The following is a 23562-nucleotide window of genomic DNA, read 5'->3' as shown; positions in this document are numbered from 1 at the left end:
GAGTTATAGATAGATGAAAACATACTTAGTTACTGGTGGAGCTGGATTTATAGGTTCTAATTTTATTTTATACATGTTGAATAAGTATCAAGATATTAAAATAATTAACTTAGATAAGTTAACCTATGCAGGCAATTTAGAAAATCTTAAGTCAATTGAGAATGATAAAAGACATATATTTGTTCAAGGGGATATTTGTGATAAAGAATTAGTTTCAAGTCTTTTTAAAAATTATAATGTAAATTGTGTTGTTCATTTTGCAGCAGAATCACATGTTGATAGAAGTATAAGAGAACCAGAAATATTTGCTAAGACTAATGTACTTGGAACAGTTAATATGTTGAATTGTGCCAAAAATGCATGGGAAACAGAAAAAGGATTTAAAGAAGGAGTTAAATTTCTTCATGTTTCAACAGATGAAGTTTATGGATCCTTAGGTACAGAAGGCTTTTTTATGGAAACAACACCACTTGATCCTCATAGTCCATATTCATCAAGTAAAGCTGGCTCAGATTTAATGGTTAAAGCATATTATGATACCTATAAAATGCCTATAAATATAACTAGATGTTCAAATAACTATGGCCCATTTCAATTTCCTGAAAAACTAATTCCACTATTAATTAATAACTGCTTAAATCATAAAGAAATACCTGTTTATGGCGATGGTATGAATATAAGAGATTGGCTTTTTGTTAATGATCATGCAAAAGCAATAGATATGGTTATTAACGGTGGGAGACTTGGAGAAGTTTATAATGTGGGTGGACATAACGAAAGAACAAATATAGAAATTATAAAAACAGTTATTGCTTATATAAATGAAAATGTTGATAAGAGTGTTACTGACAATTTAATTAAATACGTTGAGGACAGAAAAGGACACGATAGAAGATATGGAATATCACCTGATAAGATAAAAACGGAGTTAGGGTGGTATCCTGAAACAACCTTTGAAGTTGGAATTAAGAAAACTATTAAATGGTACCTAGATAATCATGCTTGGATGAAAAATGTAACTTCTGGAGATTATCAAAAATATTATAAAAAGATGTACACAGATAAAAAAAGTGCGCAGCACAATTAAGATCTTTTCACATATAAAAAAAGCGCAAAGCGCAACCAAGAACTTTTCACCTTTAAAAAGAGTGCGAAGCATAATGAATAACTTATTAAGCACAATCAAGATCTTTTAACAGATAAAAAACCTAAGTCAGACTGTATTGAGATTATTTAGATAAAAGTAAGCATAATGACAGAACATTTAAATTTTTAAATTATATAATAGTACAAAAGCTATTATTTTTGAACTAATATTTATAAAATTCAAAAATTTAAGCAACTAATTTTGAGAGGGAAGTTATATGATTAATGTAACAAAAACATACTTGCCCAATATTAGTATGTATAAAAGTTATATAGATAAAATTTTCAAGTCTGGATTTCTTACGAATAATGGTCAGTTTGTCCAAGAACTTGAAAAAAGGCTTGAAGAGTATTTAAATATCCGAAATTTAATTTTAGTTTCAAATGGAACTTTGGCTCTTCAAGTAGCATATAAAGCATTAGAATTAAGTGATGAAGTTATTACAACTCCGTTCACATTTGCTGCAACCGTAAGTAGTCAAGTGTGGGAAGGGCTTACTCCTGTATTTGCAGATATAAATCCAGAAACTTTTTGCATTGATTACAAAAAAATAGAAAATTTAATAACTAACAAAAGTAAAGCAATAATTCCAGTTCATGTTTTTGGAAATGCATGTGATATAGACGAAATTCAAAAAATAGCAAGTAAAAATAATTTAAAAGTTATATATGATGGAGCTCATACATTTGGAGTGAAATATAAAAATAAGAGTATTTTTTCGTATGGCGATATATCCATAATGAGTTTTCATAGCACTAAATTATTTCATACTATCGAGGGTGGTGGCCTTGTAATTAAGGATGATGAATTATATAAAAAAGTAAAGCTTATGATTAATTTTGGAATTAGTGGTCCAGAAAAAATTGATGATTTGGGTATTAATGCTAAAATGAATGAATTTCAAGCTGCCATGGGATTATGTGTATTAGATGATATAGATAAAATATTAGAAGGAAGAGAAAAAGTCCATGATTTTTATACAAATAATTTATCAAAAGAATTGCAATTACAAAAGCATAATGAAGATTGTACAAATAATTATGCATATTTTCCAGTAGTATTTAAAACTGAAAAAGATTTACTGAGAGTAGTAGAAGAACTAAATAAAAAATATATATTCCCAAGAAGATATTTTTATCCTTCCTTAGATACTTTAGGCTACTTAACTGATTCTAAATATATGCAAATATCAAATAATATTTCAAGTAGAATATTATGTTTGCCAATTTATGATTCTTTAGAAGAATGTGAACTAGAACAAATTGTTGAAATAATTAATAGTAATTTATAGTATTTTAATCTTGGAGAGAATTATGAAAAAAATAGTCATTATAGGAGCTGGAGGCTTTGCAAGGGAAGTTGCTTGGTTAATAGAGGAAATAAATAATAAAAATCTAGAGTGGGACTTGCTTGGTTTTATTGAAGAAGGTAATAAACAGATAGGTTCAATTTTAAATAATCATAAGATACTTGGTGATTTTGAATGGATTATAAATAGTGGACATGATAATTTATTTTATATTTGTGCAGTAGGAGATCCAAAGCTAAGAATTAGATTTAATGAGAAAGCTGAAAAGCTAAATATAAAACCTGCTACCTTAATTCATCCAAATGCTAAAATTTCAAACTATAATATTATCGGTGAGGGTACTATAATATGTTATGGAGCAATTATAACTACAAATGTAACAATTGGAAAACATGTTGTGATCAGTGTTAACAGTGTAATTTCTCATGATTCAATCATTAGCGATTTTTCAACTATACTACCAAGTGTAACGATATCTGGAAACGTAAAAATTGGAACAGGGTGTTATATAGGTACTACAGCAGCAATAATAAACAAAATTAATATAGGTTGTAACACAATTGTTGGAGCAGGTGCAACTGTAACAAAAGATTTGCCAGATAACTGCACTGCTGTAGGAACACCAGCAAAGCCTATAAAATTTCACTTAATATAATAGAATTTGATAATGGAGGATATATGATAGATAATTGTTTTCATATATCCTTCCTCTTCTATATAAATAGTTTATATTTTAAATTCATGTTTGCTTCTAAAAGTTATATTGTTACTCTAATAATATATTTATAAATCTCTTATAACAACTTTTATATTCATCTCGAAGTTTTATTATTTCTTCATTATCCTTGGAATTATTGTTATATTCATTAGCAAACACAAGGAGACTTGAGGCATAATGTGTATACCATAATGTAAGAGCTTCTAACAGTTCTTTTCTATTTTTTATAAATACACCATTTTCATATGAAGAAATAATAAGTTTAAAATACTCAATTGGAAACCAAAATGCTAGAATGCCATCATTACTATTTTGTGATGAATGAATTCTAAAATTACTTAATGGATCTGATATATATATCATGTTTCCTTGTCTTAATAATTTCAACCATAATGCTGCATCAAGTAGGCAATTTATTTCATAACTATCATAGCCACTTGTAATGGAATTTATAGCACTTTTTCTAAACATAGCAGTAGTTGGTTCGCCAATATAATTATTTAATGAAAAAAGAAGTTTTCTTCCAGCCTCTTCTCCAGTTAAACGAATATCGTAAGGATATTGCTGAACAGTTCTTAAAGTATCATTTAAATATTCACCTTTTTCATTGATTAATTTCCTGTAACTTGTTATTAGAGAAAGTGTGTCATCATAAAGAAAATAATTAACCATTTTATCTATTTTATTTGGATTAAAGAGATCATCATGAAACAAATAGTTTACAAACTCACCTGATGATTTTTGAAAGCACTTTTCCATATTTATTTTACCCCAATCACCAGATGGGCCACCGTTATAAAAATATTTAATCTTATTTGTTTTTAGCATATATCGTTCAACTAGTTTTTCTACATCATTTGTTGAACTATCATCACATATAATGATTTCAGTATTTCTATAGCTTTGATTTAATGCAGAATCAAGTGCAAGCTTTAGATATTTTGTTTGGTTATAAGTAGGTATTAATATACTAACTAATGGTAATATATCTTTAGAATAATTATCTAGAAATTTATTTCGATATATTTCAAATTCACTAGAAGTATTTATATTGCCATGATCATGAATACACCATGCATTTTCCTGATTAGGAACTACTACCTTAAGTCCTTTTCTCAGAAATTCAACACTTTCTGAAAGATCGTAAAAATGCCATCCATCAAAAATATCATCTCTCCACAATAAATCATATTGTGTTATCATTATAAGTCCATCTATTCCTTTTACTTCAGTATAAAGATCCGTAACTTCATTATAGTTTAGTAATTCCATACATCCTTTATCATTACGAAATACTTTTCCAACCTTTCTATGATCTTCTTGCCATATTCCTGATACTGGGATAATCTTTGCTCCAGCTACACCTATAAGGCCTATATTTTCATCACGTTTGAAAATATTGATTATATCGATAATGAACTTTGTATTTTGTATATAAACATCTTCACGAAGATAAACTTTGTATTTTGAATCACTTTTTTGCATAGCCTCGTTATATGCAGAAGCTATACTTTTAGCATCTATTATTGGTATTATTTCCATTTCAATGCCTTCAGGGACTTGTAGTTTATTAATATATGATAAACTTTTTTGATACAAATTTTGATCAGTTACGCAGGTAATAAATGCTATTTTATTTTCTTTCATTTTATCTCACCTCTAATAATTTATTGTTGCTGCCATTTCTTGTAATTAAGCAATACTAAAAAATAGTATAATGATTCAATTGTATTTTATGAATAATAGAAAAAATTGTACCTACCATGCATATGGACATAAATTTAAGATGATGATAACACCTTGTTCATATCATAAAATATGATAGACCAGTAAAAAGTTTTAATTTTATTTATTACGATTTATAAGTCACTTTTTGATTGTAATTAAAATATTATATAAATGATTGAATATGAATTAAGTTTAATTTCCCGTTATAGTTTAAAGAAGTAACTACGATTGGTGAAATGAGCTTAGTTGATAAATCAACTTAAGAATAGGAAATGTATGCAGGTCTTCTAGCTAAAAACAAAAATAGAAGTGGAAGATTATTAAAATATGAGGAGGAGGTAATTAGTGTCAAAAACAGGAAAGAATGAGTTTTATGAGGAATTTTTAAATTTTTGTAGTAAAATATCAACTGATGAGATAAAGAATAATATCCATTACATTTATCCAATGGCTTACCTTGCTAGGCAATACAATCTTAAAAATTATGTACAAATAGGAATTAATAATGGAGAAAATTTCTTACCTATGGCATATGCTTTTGCTCAAAATAATGGGTTCTCTTTTGGGGTTGCAAGTAATATCTGTGAAACTAAATATAATGATATAGTTTTGTGCAAAGAAAAATTAGGGTTATCGCCATATTCTAATATAATAAATAATTCTCAAAATGAAATAATACAAGAAATCAGTAATCAAGTTACATCAATAGATATGCTATACATTGACTTCAATTACGGTTATGGGATTTTAGATAATAATATAGATCGGTACTTACAGTTATTGAATGATAATGCATATATAGCTTGCTCTAATTTGAAACAAATCAATAGAGAGCAAATTATTAATTATGAAGAAAATAATAATTTGCAAGTAAAAAAAATGATGCTTATTATGAGCATTAATGATATTGAAATATATATAAAAACAAATCAATCTACAATGCAGCTAAACTTCGTTAATACTATAAAAAAGAAATTAGAAAATCTAAGTTACAAGTTATATAACAATGAACATAAAATTAAAACAGAAATCCCGAGGGTCTTAGTAGGGGTACTTACGTATAATCACGAAAAGTATATAAAAGCGTGTATAGATGGTATTTTAATGCAAGTAGGTAACTTTAAATTAAAAATTATTATTATTAATGATTGTTCTACTGATAATAATCATAAAGTTATTAGTAGCGCTATTGAAAGTAATAGTAATGAAAATATAGAAATTGAATATATTCATTATAGAAAAAATAAGGGTTTGATAGAAAATTTAAAAACTATTATTCACTTAGCAAGAGATTATGATTATTTAACTTTTTGTGAGGGAGATGATTATTGGTTAACAGCAAACAGAATTGAAACACATATTAATTATTTGAAAAGTCATCCTGAGGTTGGTGTATCCTTTAATGAGATAAAATTATACTATAATGATATTCAAACTATGTATGATTGTTATCATCAAAAGGTAATGGATGAAGGTATATATAGTTGTGAAAGTCTTGCTTCATGGAATTATATAGGTAACTTTTCATGTTGTTTTTATGATGGATCTCTAATGAGTAAAATTCCTGATGAATTATTTGATATGTTTACAGTGGATTGGATGTTTAATATTTACTGTGCAACTATGAGTGAAATTGGATATATAAAACAACCAATGACTGTATATAGAATACATAGTCAGGGGGTTTGGAGTGGATTATCAAGGATTAATGGTGCAAAACAAATAATAGGTTATGTTGATAAATATAATAAGTTCACTGATTTTAATTATGATCAGTATTTTACACAAATGAGAAATATACATTTAATAAAGGAAAATAATCAATATGTAGAAAGTCTAAATCTTATTGTTGTAGATGATGTATTTCCATCTAAACGTAGTGGATTTAGATATCAAGAGTTTACAAGTTATTTAGAATATATTGAAGGAACAAAAATATTAACTACAGGAATGACATTACCCGAATTAGCTGAAACAAGTTTGTCAGAGATTTTAATAAATTATAAGAGAAAGTATCCTGAATTTGGAGGTAAAGTATTTAATTTCGATTGGGTTTGGCGGCCTGTAGAATGTAAAATACTATATTTTACTTTTTTAAATAATGCATACTTATGCTTAAAGTTTGTAGAAGAGAATAGAATACCATTTGTTTTCACTCTATATCCAGGTGGTGGATTTACTCTAGATAATGAAGAGTCAAACACATTATTGAAAAGAGTTTGCGCATCTTCATGCTTTAGGAAAGTTATTGTGACGCAGCAAATTACTTATGATTATTTAGTTAAAAATAAGTTTTGCTCAAAGGAAAAAATAGAATTTATATTTGGTGTTGTTGTGCCTTTAGAGAAAATAGAACTAGCTGAAAAATGTCAGAAAAAACATTATGGAATTAATAAAGATACTCTAGATATATGTTTTGTGACATATGAGTATATAAGTTATGATAAGGACAAAGGATATGATGTTTTTGTTGAAGTAGCTAAGGAACTAGTAAAGAAATATCAAAATATATACTTTCATGTAGTAGGATTAGCTGATGAAAACATGATAAACATAAGCGAAATTGGAGATAAAATAATATTTTATGGACAGAAGGATGAAGAATGGATTAACAATTTTTTTAATGACAAGGACATTATTTTATCTCCTAACACTCAAGGTAAAATGTGTAAAGGCTCCTTTGATGGATTCCCACCAGATTCATGTATAGATGCAGGATTGCGAAAAGTTGCTATTTTATGTTCGGATGAATTAGGACTTAATAAAGGAATATTTATAGATAGCAAAGAAATAGTCATCATTCCACATGATAGTAAAAAGATTATTGAAAGAATAGAGACATTTATGGATAAGCCTAAACTATTGCAAAGCATAGCTGAAAAGGGGCAAAAAAAGATTATTGAATTATATAATTTTGATGCACAAATAAAACCACGTATTAAATTATTAAAAGAAGAAATTAGTAAACCACTCTTATAAACAATTTGTCTTTTGTAGTTCCATATAATGAAAGTGATGAAATTTTTAATTTCACTGAAATATATATTGTTATATTCATTTATACGAATAATAAAAATTAGATTATTATGGCTGATATCGAAAAGTATCAAAAACTATGATATCAGCTTCATCAAATTTTTTTAACATTTCTTCAAATCTATACCATAAATCATTCTTTGAAGCAAATATATGCGTTGTTAATAATTGAGTATTATTTGATGACATATTCATCCCACCTTTCAAAATATCCAACATACATATTTGTGTTTATTTATAATTTTATTTGTTTAATCTGATTCATTTATGTCACTTTTTGATAGTGATTTAAATATTATATAAGTGATTCAATATGAAATAAATTTAACTTTTTATTATAGTTTAAAGAAGGGATATTATGAAAGGGATTGTTTTAGCGGGGGTTCTGGAACTCGTTTATATCCAGTGACAAAAGCAATGTCAAAACAAATGGTTCCCATATATGATAAGCCAATGATTTATTACCCAATGTCAGTTTTGATGCTTGCTGGAATAAGAGATATTTTAATTATATCAACACCAAGAGATATAGTTAATTTCGAAGAATTGTTTAAAGATGGACAACAGCTAGGATTAAATATTAAATATGCAGTTCAAGAAAAGCCTAATGGACTTGCAGAGGCATTTATAATTGGAGAAGAATTTATTGGTAATGATAATGTTGCAATGGTACTTGGCGACAATATTTTCTATGGTCAAAGCTTTTCAGACCATTTAAAAGAGGCTGCTAGCTTGGAAAGTGGTGCATATATATTTGGCTATTATGTTCAAAATCCAAAGTCTTTTGGTGTAGTTGAATTTGATGATAATGGCAAGGTTATTTCTTTAGAGGAAAAGCCAGAAAAACCAAAATCTAAATATGCAGTTCCAGGTCTCTATTTTTATGATAGTGCGACACGTTGTAATATGAAAAGTATTGCCTAAATAGCGAAGCTATTTAAGAACTAATAATTTGAAAAGTCAAATGAGAGGGTAACGCCTTGAAGGGCTTTCTCTGATACTCCGAATAGCATTTTTATTTATAAGAATAAATTTGTTATAAGCTCGGTGAAGTCGGCTGAGAATACACCCTAACAATTTTGAAAGAGATTGTGGAAAAGCGAACCAGAGGTGGTCGAGTGTATGATAGGTCGGGAGTCCATAAAAGACCTATGGTAAGAATGTCTAAATTATAAAAGACTGACAAAGTTCCGAATGTAAGGTTCTAAAAAAAAATGGAGCAGAAATGCGTCACCTACCGAAGTTGTAGGGTCTGTGAGGGTGAGTAAAATTTGTCGTTATGAAAATCCTTATACTGTTACAGGCAGTATTGTGCAGACAGGATTATAGGAACTACCTAAGGGTATATGAAAGGATAAAATTATTGGAACGTGGTAAGCTGATAACGCAGAGGACTTATATCCAACGAAGCGGTAGCAAGGAAAGACAGAATGTTATAACTTGCTTTAATATCAGTGAAAGTAGTGGCATAGTACCAGTGAAGTTATGGAAACATAATGGAGGGATAGCCACAAGTCAATGAAATGGGAAACATTTTATTATACAATACAATCAGGTTCGAGTAAGAATAAGAGAAGCAGAACGTTGGAAAAATTCCAATGAAAGACGCTGACTGTATGGGATATTATGAATAATAATATTTTCAGTTGTATGGATAAAATATAGTAAAACTTCATTGATGGAACGCAGTGTGCGGTGAAAGTCGCAAGCACTGTGTGGAGGAGGGGAAAAGGCAGAGATAACTTCAAAGTCTTACCTATTCCTATATTCTGTAGTTGCAAAGGCTAAGGCATTAAAGCCTTCTAAAAGAGGAGAGCTAGAAATTACAGATTTAAACAAAGTTTATATGGAAGAAAAAACATTAAGGGTACAATTACTAGGTAGAGGAATGGCTTGGCTTGATACAGGAACTCATGCATCTATGCTTCAAGCTTCTAATTTTGTCGAAGCAGTTCAAAATACTCAAGGAGCATATATAGCATGTCTTGAAGAAATTGCATATAGGAAAGAATGGATAACTACTGAGCAAGTTATTGAACTTGCTAAACCATTAATGAAAAATGGATATGGGAAATATCTAATTGATATAGTAGAAGACATTTGACTTAGAAAGCTTAAAGTCAAGTTATAGCAATAAGAGATAGTAAGAGGTGTAAATATGAGAAATTCTAATAAAACCAAAATAGATGTGGCTTATATAATGGAATCTAAAGTTTCTGGTGACGAAAAGGAGGATAAATATGCAATCAAGTAATACTCCACTATTAACAGCCCATCTATTTATTTCAAAAAATAGTTCATGGGATGGACTTGAGGAAATGTTCAAAAAGCTTAATGAAAGTGGAATAACGATAAAAGTGTATGAACCTGATGATGAATTATTTATAAATCCTAGAAATCCACGTGTCTATGTTTCATTAGGAGATAAGGTAGAGCAATTTACAACACTGCATACCTTACCCTATCATGAGAGAAAACGTTGGTTACATTACAAGTCTCCAGCAGATATTCAACCAGCTTATTTATTTTACTGTTGGCTGAATCGTACGGATCCTCTTCCGGAAAATAAAATTATACCTGACACTCATTTTTCTTCTGATACCCCTTTAGTATCAGTATTCACAGCTGCCTATAGGTCAAAAGAAAAAATTCAGTATCCTTATCGCTCTCTATTAAATCAAACTTATTCAAATTGGGAATGGGTGATTGTAGATGATTCCGATGATGATGATGCCACATACAACAAAGACTTATTGCCTCTAGGTGATCCACGTGTTAGAAGATATCGCCAAGATTGTCGCAATGGCTATATAGGAGCAACTAAACGATATGCAGCAGGTCTATGCACTGGAGAAATTTTAGTAGAAGTAGACCATGATGATGAACTAACGACTGACTGTCTAGAAAAAATTGTAAAAATATTTCAACAGCATCCTGAATGTGGTTTTGCATATGGGGATTGTGCAGAGGCATATAGGGGAAGCAATGATTCACATTGGTATGGATGGGATTGTGGATTTGGATATGGTGTATATTATAGAGTCTGGGTGCAAGAAATGAATCGATGGCAAAATGTATTAAGAAATACCATAATAAATGGAAATACCATTCTACATTTAGTTGGTTTACCAAATCATCCTCGTGCATGGACGAAAGAGTGCTACCATCTGCTTGGAGGCCACCGCGAAGAACTATTGGTTGCAGATGATTACGACATGCTAGTTCGTTCGTTTCTTTGTACTAAGTATGCATCCATCCCCAATTTACTTTATATACAATATAGAAATGAAAATGGGGATAATTCTACGTTTACTAGAAATAAGCAGATTCAAATTCTCGTAAATGAACTATATAAGTATTATGGCGAAAGAATCCATACAAGAGTTAAAGAGCTGGGATTACAAGAAGATGTGTTATATAGTCGCGTATGGGAAAGAGCTACTGATGACCCTGCTCTTAAATCAGCTCATATCATTGATGAAGATTCATCCAGATTTTCAATGTTATTTCCCATTCCATACTCATGTCCTATAAGTACGAATGAACAATTATTTAAGACTCTTGAAAAGGGTATAGAAACTAACTTCAAAGATATGGAAATAGTGGTTGTTGGACGTATTCCTCAAGAAATTGAGACTTTTGCTTCCAGGGCACCAATGGGAACAATCCGCTGGTGGCCTATGGAGTCAAAGGATTCATTGGACACATGCATTAAATATGCTAAGTTTTGCTCTTCATGTAAGGATAAAGTTGTTATTCTACCCGAGATTTAAGATGAAATAATAATATATCTGAAAAATTTATAATTATATTTTAATCAATATAATCCATTATGCTTTTCCTCAATTATAATATGATTCAATAAATTCAGAAATCTCCAAATAATTGATATGACATTTCAATTGTTTGGAGATTTATATCTTTAAATCGAAAAGGGGTATCACTCCATGAAAATTGCTTAATGGATAGTATAAATATGCACTGTAAAAAATTGCATCTAAAGATCCCCCAACTATAGTAGTAGAGTTATTATTTAGACCTTATGGTTTAATTGTCCAATTAAGTAAAGGAACTGAAATCTAATAAATTAAATTTCAGCTCCTAAATTTATATTTTAAACTAATCAGGTATTACACATGCTGTCAACAAAATTGGTCCAACTACAGTTCCTTTATTAATTTGTGAACCAACGACATATAGATAATAAGTGTGCGTACCTGCAGTCGGTGTATCTACATGATTTATTGGAGTAGTGTAATTTGAATTACCGTTAGCAGTATCACTTGTAGTAAATATAGAATTGCTAGTATTATCTCTATAAATAATAAAAGTAAAAGTTGTGTTACCATTATCTAGTAACCATCCTACAATTCCAGTTAGCCACACTAAATCTCCAGTGTTTTGTACGGTAACTTGAGTCACTGTTGCTAGTAAAACAGGTGTTGTTGAAATAGCTATTGTTTCTTCACCTGAAAAACTAGCAGGTTGATCATATTCAAAATCCTCGAATTCGCCTCCTTGAGGTCCTTGAGGTCCTTGTGGTCCTTGAGGTCCTTGTGGTCCTTGAGGTCCTTGAGGTCCTTGTGGTCCTTGTGGTCCTTGAGGTCCTTGTGGTCCTTGAGGTCCTTGTGGTCCTTGAGGCCCTTGAGGTCCTTGAGGTCCTTGTGGTCCTTGAGGTCCTTGTGGTCCTTGAGGTCCTTGTGGTCCTTGTGGTCCTTGAGGTCCTTGAGGTCCTTGTGGTCCTTGAGTACCTTGAGGTCCTTGTGGTCCTTGAGGTCCTTGAGGTCCTTGTGGTCCTTGAGGTCCTTGTGGTCCTTGAGGTCCTTGTGGTCCTTGAGGTCCTTGTGGTCCTTGAGGTCCTTGAGGTCCTTGAGGTCCTTGAGGTCCTTGTGGTCCTTGAGGCCCTTGTGGTCCTTGTGGTCCTTGAGGTCCTTGTGGTCCTTGTGGTCCTTGAGGTCCTTGTGGTCCTTGTGGTCCTTGAGGTCCTTGTGGTCCTTGTGGTCCTTGAGGTCCTTGAGGTCCTTGTGTTCCTTGAGTACCTTGAGGTCCTTGTGGTCCTTGAGGTCCTTGTGGTCCTTGAGTGCCTTGTGTTCCTTGAGTACCTTGTGGTCCTTGAGGTCCTTGAGGTCCTTGTGGTCCTTGAGGTCCTTGAGGTCCTTGTGGTCCTTGAGGTCCTTGTGGTCCTTGTGGTCCTTGAGGTCCTTGTGGTCCTTGTGGTCCTTGTGGTCCTTGAGGCCCTTGTGGTCCTTGAGGTCCTTGTGGTCCTTGTGGTCCTTGTGGTCCTTGAGGTCCTTGTGGTCCTTGTGGTCCTTGAGGTCCTTGTGGTCCTTGTGGTCCTTGAGGTCCTTGAGGTCCTTGAGGTCCTTGAGGTCCTTGAGGTCCTTGTGTTCCTTGAGTACCTTGAGGTCCTTGTGGCCCTTGTGGCCCTTGTGGCCCTTGAGTGCCTTGAGTACCTTGAGTACCTTGAGTACCTTGAGTGCCTTGAGGTCCTTGTGGTCCTTGTGGTCCTTGAGGTCCTTGAGTACCTTGAGTGCCTTGAGTACCTTGTGTTCCTTGAGTACCTTGAGTGCCTTGAGGTCCTTGTGGTCCTTGAGTACCTTGAGTACCTTGAGTACCTTGAGTACCTTGAGTACCTTGAGTACCTTGAGTACCTTGAGTGCCTTGAGGTCCTTGTGGTCCTTGTGGTCCTTGAGTGCCTTGAGTACCTTGTGTTCCTTGAGTACCTTGAGTGCCTTGAGGTCCTTGTGGTCCTTGAGGTCCTTGAGTACCTTGAGTACCTTGAGTACCTTGAGTACCTTGAGGTCCTTGAGTACCTTGAGTGCCTTGAGTACCTTGAGTTCCTTGAGTACCTTGAGGTCCTTGTGGTCCTTGAGTGCCTTGAGTACCTTGAGTACCTTGAGTGCCTTGAGTACCTTGAGTGCCTTGAGGCCCTTGTGGTCCTTGAGGTCCTTGAGGTCCTTGTGGTCCTTGAGTACCTTGAGTGCCTTGTGTTCCTTGAGTACCTTGAGGTCCTTGTGGTCCTTGAGTGCCTTGAGTACCTTGAGTGCCTTGAGGCCCTTGTGGTCCTTGAGGTCCTTGAGGTCCTTGAGGTCCTTGAGGTCCTTGAGGTCCTTGTGGTCCTTGAGTACCTTGAGTGCCTTGAGTACCTTGAGGTCCTTGAGGTCCTTGTGGGCCTCCACTTGGTCCTTGAGGCCCTTGTGGTCCTTGAGGTCCTTTGCAACATTTTATATTATCACATGCTTCGTTAAAACAAACTTTTCTTTTATCATCTATATTATCATGAAAATAACCATGCTGTCCCACAATATATCGTACCCTCCTTTAAAACTAACAGTATATTATTACATACCGTCTTATTACATACTATGGTTGGTGTCATAATATGTTACAAATTGTCCAAAATCATCTTCATAGAAGATTGATAAAAATACAAGACTTAAATTATAATAATCAAAAATATTATAGAAACATTTAAACTTGTAAAAAAAAGCACATGAGCTTCCCAAAATAGATGAAGAGACTGTTGAATATTTTATATGTTTGCTAAAAAAAGGAAAAACCTCGAAAGATTATTCCGAGGTTTAACTATTAGATTTTATATTATATTGTAGTGTTTTAACGCATATTTAATTCCATCTTCTTCAACATCTTTAGTAACAAATGAAACTAAATCAAATAGTGAAGTATGACTATTGCCCATAGCAATACTATTTTTTACATATTCAAGCATAGACAAATCATTAGTACTATCACCAATTGCATAAGTATTTTCATGAGGTATATCTAAGTGCTGTATTAAATATTTTATACCAGATGCTTTTGAAAATTCTAATGGAACTAATTCATAGAAGTTTTCACCACGGTGTATAAATTCAAGGGTACTTTTGAATTTATTATGAAAAGCATCAAAATCACTAGCTTCATTAGTCCAAATAACTAATTTATCAAAATCAATATCAGAATCATCAAAGGTTTGTCCTTTGTAGAAACCTTCTTTCGTATGGCGAGCTTTAATTCTAAGTACCTCTTCAGAGCATATATCCATATCATAGTAAACACCATTTTTACCTTCTAATATTGCATCTATATGATATCTACGTAACTTACTAACAATTTCTTTGCATAAGCTTACACCAAGACTTCTATGGAATAATTCTTTATTTTTAAATTCTATATATGTACCGCATCCACATACATATCCATCAAAATTAAGCTCTTGAATACAATTATCAATTTCTAAAATTGGTCTACCTGTATTAATAAATACAAGATGTCCATTTTCTTGAGTTTTTCTTATAGCTTCCTTAGCACTATCTGGAACTGTGAAAGTCTTTTCACTAAGTAATGTTCCATCAATGTCAAAAAATATTATATTAGGTTTCATTTTATTCTCCTCTCGTACTTGTCTATAATTTGAGTTTTTTACTTTAGTATCATAGTTTCACTTTGTTAATTATACCTATTTTATAGAATCAACACAATGTTTGTATATTTTTCAAAATAAAAGATGGTCTTTTATTATATGAATCATAAGTACTTAAAACTTTACATACAATAAAATAATATAGTATAATTACAACAATAATTTAAACCTTCTGAACGTTATATAAATGAAAATTAAAAAGTAGAAGAAAGGAGGAGAAACGTGGAATTTAATAGAGGACAAAAAAAAATAATTAATGGTAAACCAAATGGTCATATGCTTATAAAGGGTACAAAAGGAACTGGAAAGACCACTGCATTTATAAATAAAATTCCAGCATTACTTAATCACTATTGCATATCTAAAGATGATAGCATACTTATAGCAACCTGCAATGAAGAACATTCGAGTAAAGTATCGTTTATTTATAAAAACATAGATAATGAAAAATATCATCAAAATAGTTTTTTTGATGAAGACAAAAGTGATAAATTAGACATAATTACAATAGATTCTTTAATGTTTTATTATTTTAATCAATATAATACATATCATAGAAAAAAAATAGATATTGCATCTATTTCACAGTGCGAAAATGAACTTAAAAAAGCTATTAATATTATAGCTAAAAAACATGAAAAGGAAAAAATAAATATATTAAATCTTGAGTTTACTAAATTTATACAAGAAGAACTTATGTGGATAAAAGCTTGTAATTATATAAATCTTGAAGAATATCAAACTGCTAACAGACAGGGTAGATTAAGTAAAACAAGTGGCTGCATATCTAAACTCCTTAGAAAGAATTCAAAACAAAGGCAAGCTGTATATGAAATTTTAGTTGAGTATAATAATAACTTAAAAAATAAAAATAAAATAGATATTCAAGATTTGGCGCTTGTAGCTTTAGAAGAAGCACAAAAGAATCCGAGTAAGAATTATACTCATATTTTTATAGATAATAGCCAAGATTTAACCAAGGTCCAATTAGAATTCTTGAAAGCATTATATAATGAAAAAACTTATTCCAGCATAACATTTACAGTCGATAGTATTCAATATAATAACCCTTATGCTTGGCTGACAAAGGGACAATCTTTTGTTAGCTTAGGATATGATATGAAGGGTAAAAGTGTTTCTTTGAGAAAGAGTTATACTGAAGAAATAACTAGTGAGATTGAAAAAACAAATAAAGAAGAAAACTTAATTTATGTTAAGGATGTACAGAATATTAATATGGATAAAGAATTAAATAAAATTACTGAGTCAAATTATAATTTTATTAAGAAAAGTGGACTAACTCAAACTAAAAATATTAAAAAAGATGATTTAACTAATTCAGCGTTGATTTTAGATGTTATTGAATATATAGACTTAAAAAGAAATGTATCTCATAGATTTATAAAAGACTCTGGAGCCGTAGATGAAATTTATTTAGAATACAATGGAACACAGGAAAAAGTAGAAGATGTACTAAGTATTCCGGTATTCAATGAAATTGCAGCAGGTAGTCCAATTCTTATAAATGATTCTATTGAGGATAATTATTATTTGCCAAAAGAATGGATAAGAAATTCTAAGGATATTTTTATGCTTAAAGTAAAAGGTAATTCTATGATAAACAAAAATATTTATGATGGTGATTATGTAGTAATAAGTAAGCAAAATACTCCAAATGTTAGAGATATAGTTGCAGTTGACATTGAAGGAGAAGCTACTTTAAAAACATATAGAATTAAGAATGGGAAAATTGTTCTAATGCCAGAGAATGAGAATTATGAACCTATTATTATAGATGATCAAGAATTTAGCTTTCTTGGAGTAGCTATTGGGCTTATTAAAAATTCATATAACTAATGATAATCCTTATAGTAATTGATATAAATTCTATAAGGATTTATATAATTTTACAATACATTATATAATTATTAAAAGTTTTCTTAAAGAAATTTACTTAAATTAAATAATGATAAAAGCATTAAATATATATAGGAAGTGAGATTAAATGTTTGAAGTAAGTAATGTAAAATTTAAAGATATCTTAGATATACCATTATTATGTATTAATAAACCCATTACATGTATTATAGGATCTTCTGGAAGCGGGAAGACAACATTACTACGCATGCTAAATTGTTTAAATATACCTGATGTAGGTACAATTCATTATAACGGTAGAGATGTTTCTAAAATGGATACTGTACAACTTCGGCGGCAAGTTGTTATGTTAGGACAAACACCTGTAATTTATAGTGGTTCAATAGAAGATAATTTGCAAATTGGATTGGTATTTTCTAAGAAGCCGCCTGCATCTAAGACTGCCATGAAAGAAACCCTTGCAAGAGTTGAGCTCAATAAACAGCTAACTGATAGATGTGGAAATCTTTCAGGCGGTGAAAAGCAACGGTTATGTCTTGCTAGAGTGATGCTTATGGATTCAGATACATATTTATTGGATGAACCATCAGCAGCATTAGATAAAGAAACAGAACAATTTATCATAGAAAATTTCTCGAAGTTTGTTTTGGAAAACAAAAAGCAGCTCATCATGGTTACCCACTCAGAACAAATTGCTCAAAAATTTCCTGATTCAATTATAAGAATTGAAAAAGGAAAAGTTATGGAGGAATATCATGAATAATACAGTAATGAACCTTTCTATTTTGCAACTTTCAATTGCTTATATTTTTGTGCTTATTATGCTGGTTATTTTTAAGTCAAGAGGAATTAAACGTGAAAAGCAAATCTTAATTGCCTCAACCAGAATGACTGTGCAACTTACAATAATGGGTTATGTATTGATGTTTGTTTTTAATAATCCAAGTTGGTGGCTTACTTCTTTAATGATCATAATTATGATTTCTTTTGCAATTTATAATTCTATTAAGAGGGTAAAAGTCACAATGTCAAAAGAATTAAAGATTATTATTGCTTTTTCTATGGTGTGTGGTGCACTTTTAACTGCTACATTTTTTATAATAGTGGTATTAAATGTGCGGCCATGGTTTAATCCACAATATTTTATACCTATTTCTGGAATGATTGTTGGTAATAGTATGACAGGTATTGCTTTAGGAGCCAATAAGTTATGTAGTGATATTGAAGATAAACATGCAGAAATTGAAAATTCTTTGATGCTTGGAGCAAGCCCTACTTCAGCTACTAAAGAAATTGTAAATAATGCTTTTGATAGTGCAATTTTGCCAACAATGAATAATATGCTAACTATGGGAATAGTTTCGTTACCTGGCATGATGACTGGACAAATTCTTTCTGGTACTTTTCCAATTACTGCAATTAAATATCAAATTGGGATTATGCTTGCTATTTTAGGTAGTACTTCTATTGTTACTGTTTTGTTTGTAACCCTTGGTTATAGAACTTTTTTCACTAAAGATAATAGATTAAAATAAGTTTTTATTTAAATAGAAGCAGTTTAATTTTTAAAATTAAATTGCTTTTTCTTCTTTAGAGATTTCGGTTATATATAATATTAAAATTAAATTAATTATAAGTATATTTTGAATTTAATATAAAAGTTAACATTTTTAGGATTAATATGAATAAACTATAATAATTGTTAATTGTTATAAATTATTTGCAAGGGGTGGAGACGATGTTTAACTGTATAAATGGCGGAAATAATATATTTAAAAATTTAATAAATGGTGAATGGATTAGTAGTAGGAATGGAAATTATATAGAGATAAGTTCTCCTATTGATGACTCAATCGTTGGTAAAGTACCTGCAATGACAAAAGAGGAAGTGGATTTTGTTCTAAAAACTTCTAGGGAAGCACAAATAGAATGGAAGAAGATTCCTACAAATGAAAGAGCTGAAATACTATATAAAGCTGCAAATATATTACTTGATCATAGTGATGAGCTTGCAGAAATTATGATTAGAGAAATTGCTAAAGATAAAAAGAGCTGTAAATCAGAAATTTCTAGAACTGCTGATTTTATAAGATTTACAGCAGATACAGCTAAGAATATGTCAGGAGAAAGTATTCCAGGAGATTCTTTCCCTGGGTTTAATAGAAATAAAATTTCTGTTGTTACCAGAGAACCTCTAGGCGTAGTTCTTGCCATATCACCATTTAATTATCCTGTAAACTTATCAGCTTCAAAAATAGCACCAGCAATTGTTGCAGGAAATTCTGTTGTATTAAAACCAGCAACTCAAGGAAGTTTATGTGGATTATATCTAGCAAGAGTTTTTCAAGAAGCTGGAGTGCCAAAGGGTGTATTAAATACAATTACAGGTAAAGGTAGTGAGATAGGGGACTATATTGTTACTCACCCTAGCGTAGATTTCATTAATTTTACTGGAAGTACAGATGTGGGAATTAGAATATCTAAAATAACTAGTATGGTTCCACTTTTGATGGAACTTGGCGGAAAAGATGCTGCTATAGTTCTGGAAGATGCTGACTTAGAACTTACCGCAAGCAATATTGTTTCAGGTGGATACTCATATTCTGGTCAAAGATGTACAGCTGTAAAGAGAATTTTAGTAGTAGATAAAGTAGCAGATAAATTAGTTAAAAAAGTAAAAGAAAAAATGGAAAAGCTAATTATAGGCAATCCTCTAGAAAAGGATGTTGATATAGTACCTCTTATTAATTCTAAAGCAGCAGATTTTGTTTCGGAACTAATCGAAGATGCAAGAAATAAAGGTGCACATTTAGTTATAGGTGGAATAAGAGAAAAAAACCTAATCTATCCAACTCTTTTTGATAAAGTAACTACAGATATGAGACTTGCATGGGAAGAACCATTTGGTCCAGTACTTCCAATTATAAGAGTTAAAGATAAAGATGAAGCTATAGAAATAGCTAATAAATCACAATATGGCCTCCAAAGTGCTGTATTTACAGAAAATATAAATGATGCCTTTTATATAGCTGATAAACTAGAAGTTGGAACAGTTCAAATAAATAATAAAACTGAACGAGGACCAGATCATTTCCCTTTCCTTGGAGTAAAGGCTTCTGGAATAGGAACACAAGGAATAAAATATTCTATTGAATCTATGTCTAGACCTAAAGCAACAGTAATAAATTTAAAAAGGGAATAGTATTAACGAGAATATTAAAAAAAATATTTAAATATGAAAGTATCATATTTTGGCAGGAGTTTGATTTCAGACTCCTGTTATTTTTAATTTTAAAGCAAACATCTATACAATCATGTATCTCATACACAATATAAAAGCAAATCATACATTACAAATAACTACTTATTTTTATATAAAAATACTGTTTATTATAAAGTAAAATAAATATTAATGAAAATCCCTAAAATAATTGGTATAATTGTTCTAAGGATTTTTTAGATATGTTATTAAATTTATAAAAATGTTACTTTCCTATAGGAATTAAAAGGACATTTGAAGGAGGATATTTATTATGGCTTTAACGCCAATGATGGTTGAATACATGAAGACTAAGGAAGAATACAGTGATTGTATTCTATTTTATAGATTAGGTGATTTTTACGAGATGTTTTTTGATGATGCACTTACTGTATCTCGTGAGCTTGAGCTAGTACTCACAGGTAAAAGCTGCGGACTTGAGGAGAGAGCTCCTATGTGTGGAATTCCACATCATGCAGCAGCAGCTTATGTACCAAGGCTTGTTAACAAAGGATATAAAGTTGCAATTTGTGAACAACTTGAAGATCCAAAAGAGGCTAAGGGAATTGTAAAAAGAGGTGTTGTAAAAATAATTACACCTGGAACTTTTGTTGATTCTAATAGCGCTATTGAAAATGATAATACTTATTTAATGGCTATATATGAAAATGATGAAAAAATAGGTATAGCAATTTCAGATATAAGTACTGGTGAATTTAAAACAACTTCTTTTGATAATATAAGAATAAGCCTACTCGATGAAATTTCAAAAGTATCACCTAAAGAAATTTTAATTGACGAAAATTTAAGTGAAGTTCTTATAGATGATATTAAAGGAGTGACCTCTGCACTTATATCTAAAAAGAATTTCAATGAATTTTTTGTTACAAAAGAAGAACTTGTAAATCAATTTTCAGATATGGAAGTTGTAGGATTGACTAAAGAAAGAGAACTTGCAAGCTCAGTATTACTTAAGTACATATATGAAACTCAAAAAATGAGTTTAACTAATATAAATTTATTAGAGCAATATGAAATCATAAATTACATGACCATAGATGGAAATTCAAGAAGAAACTTAGAACTTACAGAAAGTATAAGAGAAAAGAATAAAAAAGGCTCACTTTTATGGGTACTTGATAAAAGTGCAACATCTATGGGAGGAAGAACCTTAAGAAAATGGATAGAAGAACCTTTAATTATTAAATCAGAAATTGAAAAAAGGTTGAGTGGGGTTAATGAAGCATTTAACTCTATAAGTTTTAATGAAGATCTACGAACTTCTTTAAAAGAAATCTATGATATAGAAAGAATTGTAGGTAAAATTTCTAATAAAAATGTAAATGCTAAGGATATGTTATCTCTTAAAGCTTCCTTAGATAAAATTCCAGCAATCAAGGAACTTTTAAAATATGCAAATTCTGATCTTTTAAAAGAATACTACGAAAACTTAGATGAATTAGATGATGTAAGAAGATTATTAGACTCAGCAATTAAAGAAGAGCCATCTTTAAGTATAAAAGAGGGAAACATAATAAAGGATGGCTATAATGCAGAAGTTGACGAATTAAGACAATCAAAAATTCATGGCAAGGAATGGATTGCAGCTCTAGAAAATCAAGAAAGAGAATTTACTGGAATTAAATCTTTAAAGGTTGGTTACAATAAGGTTTTTGGATATTACATTGAAATTACCAAATCAAATTATAACTCTATTCCAGAAGGAAGATATGTAAGAAAACAAACTTTAGCTAATGCTGAAAGATATATAACAGAAGAGCTTAAGGTAATGGAAGATAAAATCTTAGGTTCAGAGGAAAAGCTTATTAATTTAGAATATGCTTTATTTACTGAAGCACGTGACACTATAGAAAAAGAAATTTCTAGACTTAAGAAAAGTGCTAAAATAATTTCAAATTTAGATGGGATATCGACATTAGCTTTAGTCGCTCTTGAAAATGATTATGTTAAACCGGAAATTAATGAAGAAGGTTTAATTGAAGTAATTGATGGAAGACACCCAGTTGTTGAAAAAGTAATAGGCCTTGGAGAATTTGTTTCTAATAATACTACGTTAAATCAAACAGATAAAGAATTATTACTAATAACAGGACCTAACATGGCAGGTAAATCTACATATATGAGACAGGTAGCACTTATTACTTTAATGGCTCAAATAGGTTCATTCGTACCAGCATCTAGTGCAAATATTTCAATTTGTGATAAGATATTTACTAGAATTGGAGCCTCCGATGATTTAGCAGGTGGTAAATCAACATTCATGGTTGAAATGTGGGAAGTATCTAACATACTAAAAAATGCAACATCTAAGAGCTTAGTGTTATTAGATGAAGTAGGAAGAGGGACTTCAACATATGATGGTCTTTCTATAGCTTGGTCAGTTATTGAGTATATAACAGCAAATGAAAAATTAAGATGTAAAACATTGTTTGCAACTCACTATCATGAATTAGTAAAGCTTGAGGGAATCTTACCTGGTGTTAAGAATTATTCTGTAGCAGTTAAGAAAACAAAAGATTCTGTAATCTTCCTTAGAAAGATAGTTGAAGGTGGCGCAGATGAGTCTTATGGTATAGAAGTTGCAAAGCTTGCCGGTCTTCCAGATGATGTAATAAACCGTGCTCGCGAAATCCTTTTAGGAATAGAAGGTGAAAATAGCTTTGATATACATAAGGTGACAAACAGTGAAATTAGAGAAAGTGAAGTAGCTGTAGATTTTAATATATCTAACGAGGAAGTTACTGTCACTGAAATAGTTTCAGAAATTAACAGTGAGTATGTAGAAGAAGTTAAATGTGAAAATGAATTTTCTAATAAAGTTGAATATATAGAAGAAAATACAAATAAAAAACATAAGAATAAAGATACTTCTAATAATATGCAATTAGATTTTACTTTCATGGAAAAGCAAGCATTTCTTAAAGAAATAAGTGAAGTTGATATATTAAGCTTAAATCCTATGGAAGCTATGAATACTTTATATAAGTTGGTAGCAGAGGCTAAGAAATTGAATAATTAAAGAGAGTATGGTATATGGGGGCTG

At 30.8% G+C, this 23562-nt stretch carries 13 protein-coding genes and 2 pseudogenes; 12 read left to right on the top strand and 3 right to left on the bottom strand.

All coding sequences use genetic code 11. The features are described 5' to 3' along the window. Positions 1–13: 13 nt before the first annotated feature. The 3 genes from rfbB (at position 14) to DIC82_13920 (ending at position 3111) form a co-directional block, all read left to right on the top strand. Positions 14–1087: a dTDP-glucose 4,6-dehydratase gene (gene rfbB, locus DIC82_13930; protein ID AWK52043.1), complete on the top strand. Its 1074-nt coding sequence runs from the start codon at positions 14–16 to the stop codon at positions 1085–1087. A 277-nt stretch (positions 1088–1364) separates the two neighbouring features. Then, positions 1365–2438 (top strand): aminotransferase DegT, encoded by a 1074-nt coding sequence (locus tag DIC82_13925; protein ID AWK52042.1) that lies wholly within the window; start codon positions 1365–1367, stop codon positions 2436–2438. 22 nt (positions 2439–2460) lie between these two features. Further along, a complete protein-coding gene (locus DIC82_13920; protein ID AWK52041.1) occupies positions 2461–3111 on the top strand; it encodes a transferase in 651 nt (216 codons plus the stop codon). 111 nt (positions 3112–3222) lie between these two features. Here the strand turns inward: DIC82_13920 and DIC82_13915 are convergent, their stop codons facing one another. Then, positions 3223–4821: a glycosyl transferase gene (locus DIC82_13915; GenBank protein ID AWK52040.1), complete on the bottom strand. Its 1599-nt coding sequence runs from the start codon at positions 4819–4821 to the stop codon at positions 3223–3225. 426 nt (positions 4822–5247) lie between these two features. Here DIC82_13915 and DIC82_13910 point away from each other — a divergent pair, with 426 nt between their 5' ends. From DIC82_13910 to DIC82_13895, 4 genes and pseudogenes are all read left to right on the top strand, one after another. Beyond that, positions 5248–7881, top strand: coding sequence for a hypothetical protein (locus DIC82_13910; GenBank protein AWK52039.1), 2634 nt, complete (start codon positions 5248–5250; stop codon positions 7879–7881). Positions 7882–8296: 415 nt separating this feature from the next. Continuing rightward, positions 8297–8832, top strand: a pseudogene (locus DIC82_13905) (glucose-1-phosphate thymidylyltransferase). A gap of 874 nt (positions 8833–9706) precedes the next feature. After that, positions 9707–10042 (top strand): annotated as a pseudogene (locus tag DIC82_13900) (glucose-1-phosphate thymidylyltransferase). Positions 10043–10178: 136 nt separating this feature from the next. Then, the gene (locus DIC82_13895; protein AWK52038.1) at positions 10179–11711 is read left to right on the top strand and encodes a glycosyl transferase family 2; all 1533 of its coding nucleotides are present in this window, start codon (positions 10179–10181) and stop codon (positions 11709–11711) included. Between the two features lie 346 nt (positions 11712–12057). Here the strand turns inward: DIC82_13895 and DIC82_13890 are convergent, their stop codons facing one another. After that, positions 12058–14241 carry a collagen-like protein gene (locus DIC82_13890; GenBank protein ID AWK52037.1) on the bottom strand — a complete coding sequence of 728 codons (2184 nt, stop codon included), beginning with the start codon at positions 14239–14241 and terminating at the stop codon, positions 12058–12060. A 292-nt stretch (positions 14242–14533) separates the two neighbouring features. Next, positions 14534–15322, bottom strand: coding sequence for a Cof-type HAD-IIB family hydrolase (locus DIC82_13885; protein ID AWK52036.1), 789 nt, complete (start codon positions 15320–15322; stop codon positions 14534–14536). Between the two features lie 261 nt (positions 15323–15583). On the opposite strand from DIC82_13885, the gene lexA reads away from it, so the two are divergent. The 5 genes from lexA (at position 15584) to DIC82_13860 (ending at position 23538) form a co-directional block, all read left to right on the top strand. Next, complete coding sequence (gene lexA, locus DIC82_13880) at positions 15584–17218, top strand: repressor LexA (protein ID AWK52035.1); 1635 nt, start codon at positions 15584–15586, stop codon at positions 17216–17218. A 148-nt stretch (positions 17219–17366) separates the two neighbouring features. Then, complete coding sequence (locus DIC82_13875; GenBank protein ID AWK52034.1) at positions 17367–18002, top strand: ABC transporter ATP-binding protein; 636 nt, start codon at positions 17367–17369, stop codon at positions 18000–18002. After that, positions 17995–18774: an iron export ABC transporter permease subunit FetB gene (locus DIC82_13870; GenBank protein AWK52033.1), complete on the top strand. Its 780-nt coding sequence runs from the start codon at positions 17995–17997 to the stop codon at positions 18772–18774. Before DIC82_13875 ends, DIC82_13870 begins: the two co-directional genes overlap by 8 nt. Positions 18775–18977: 203 nt before the next feature. Further along, on the top strand, positions 18978–20441 hold the full coding sequence (locus tag DIC82_13865; protein AWK52032.1) for an NADP-dependent glyceraldehyde-3-phosphate dehydrogenase: 1464 nt from the start codon (positions 18978–18980) through the stop codon (positions 20439–20441). A gap of 331 nt (positions 20442–20772) precedes the next feature. Beyond that, positions 20773–23538 carry a DNA mismatch repair protein MutS gene (locus DIC82_13860; GenBank protein AWK52031.1) on the top strand — a complete coding sequence of 922 codons (2766 nt, stop codon included), beginning with the start codon at positions 20773–20775 and terminating at the stop codon, positions 23536–23538. Positions 23539–23562 lie beyond the last annotated feature (24 nt).

The sequence above is a fragment of the Clostridium beijerinckii genome, assembly GCA_003129525.1.
Taxonomy (GTDB): domain Bacteria; phylum Bacillota; class Clostridia; order Clostridiales; family Clostridiaceae; genus Clostridium; species Clostridium beijerinckii_D.
This window is presented reverse-complemented; position numbering and strand designations above follow the sequence as displayed.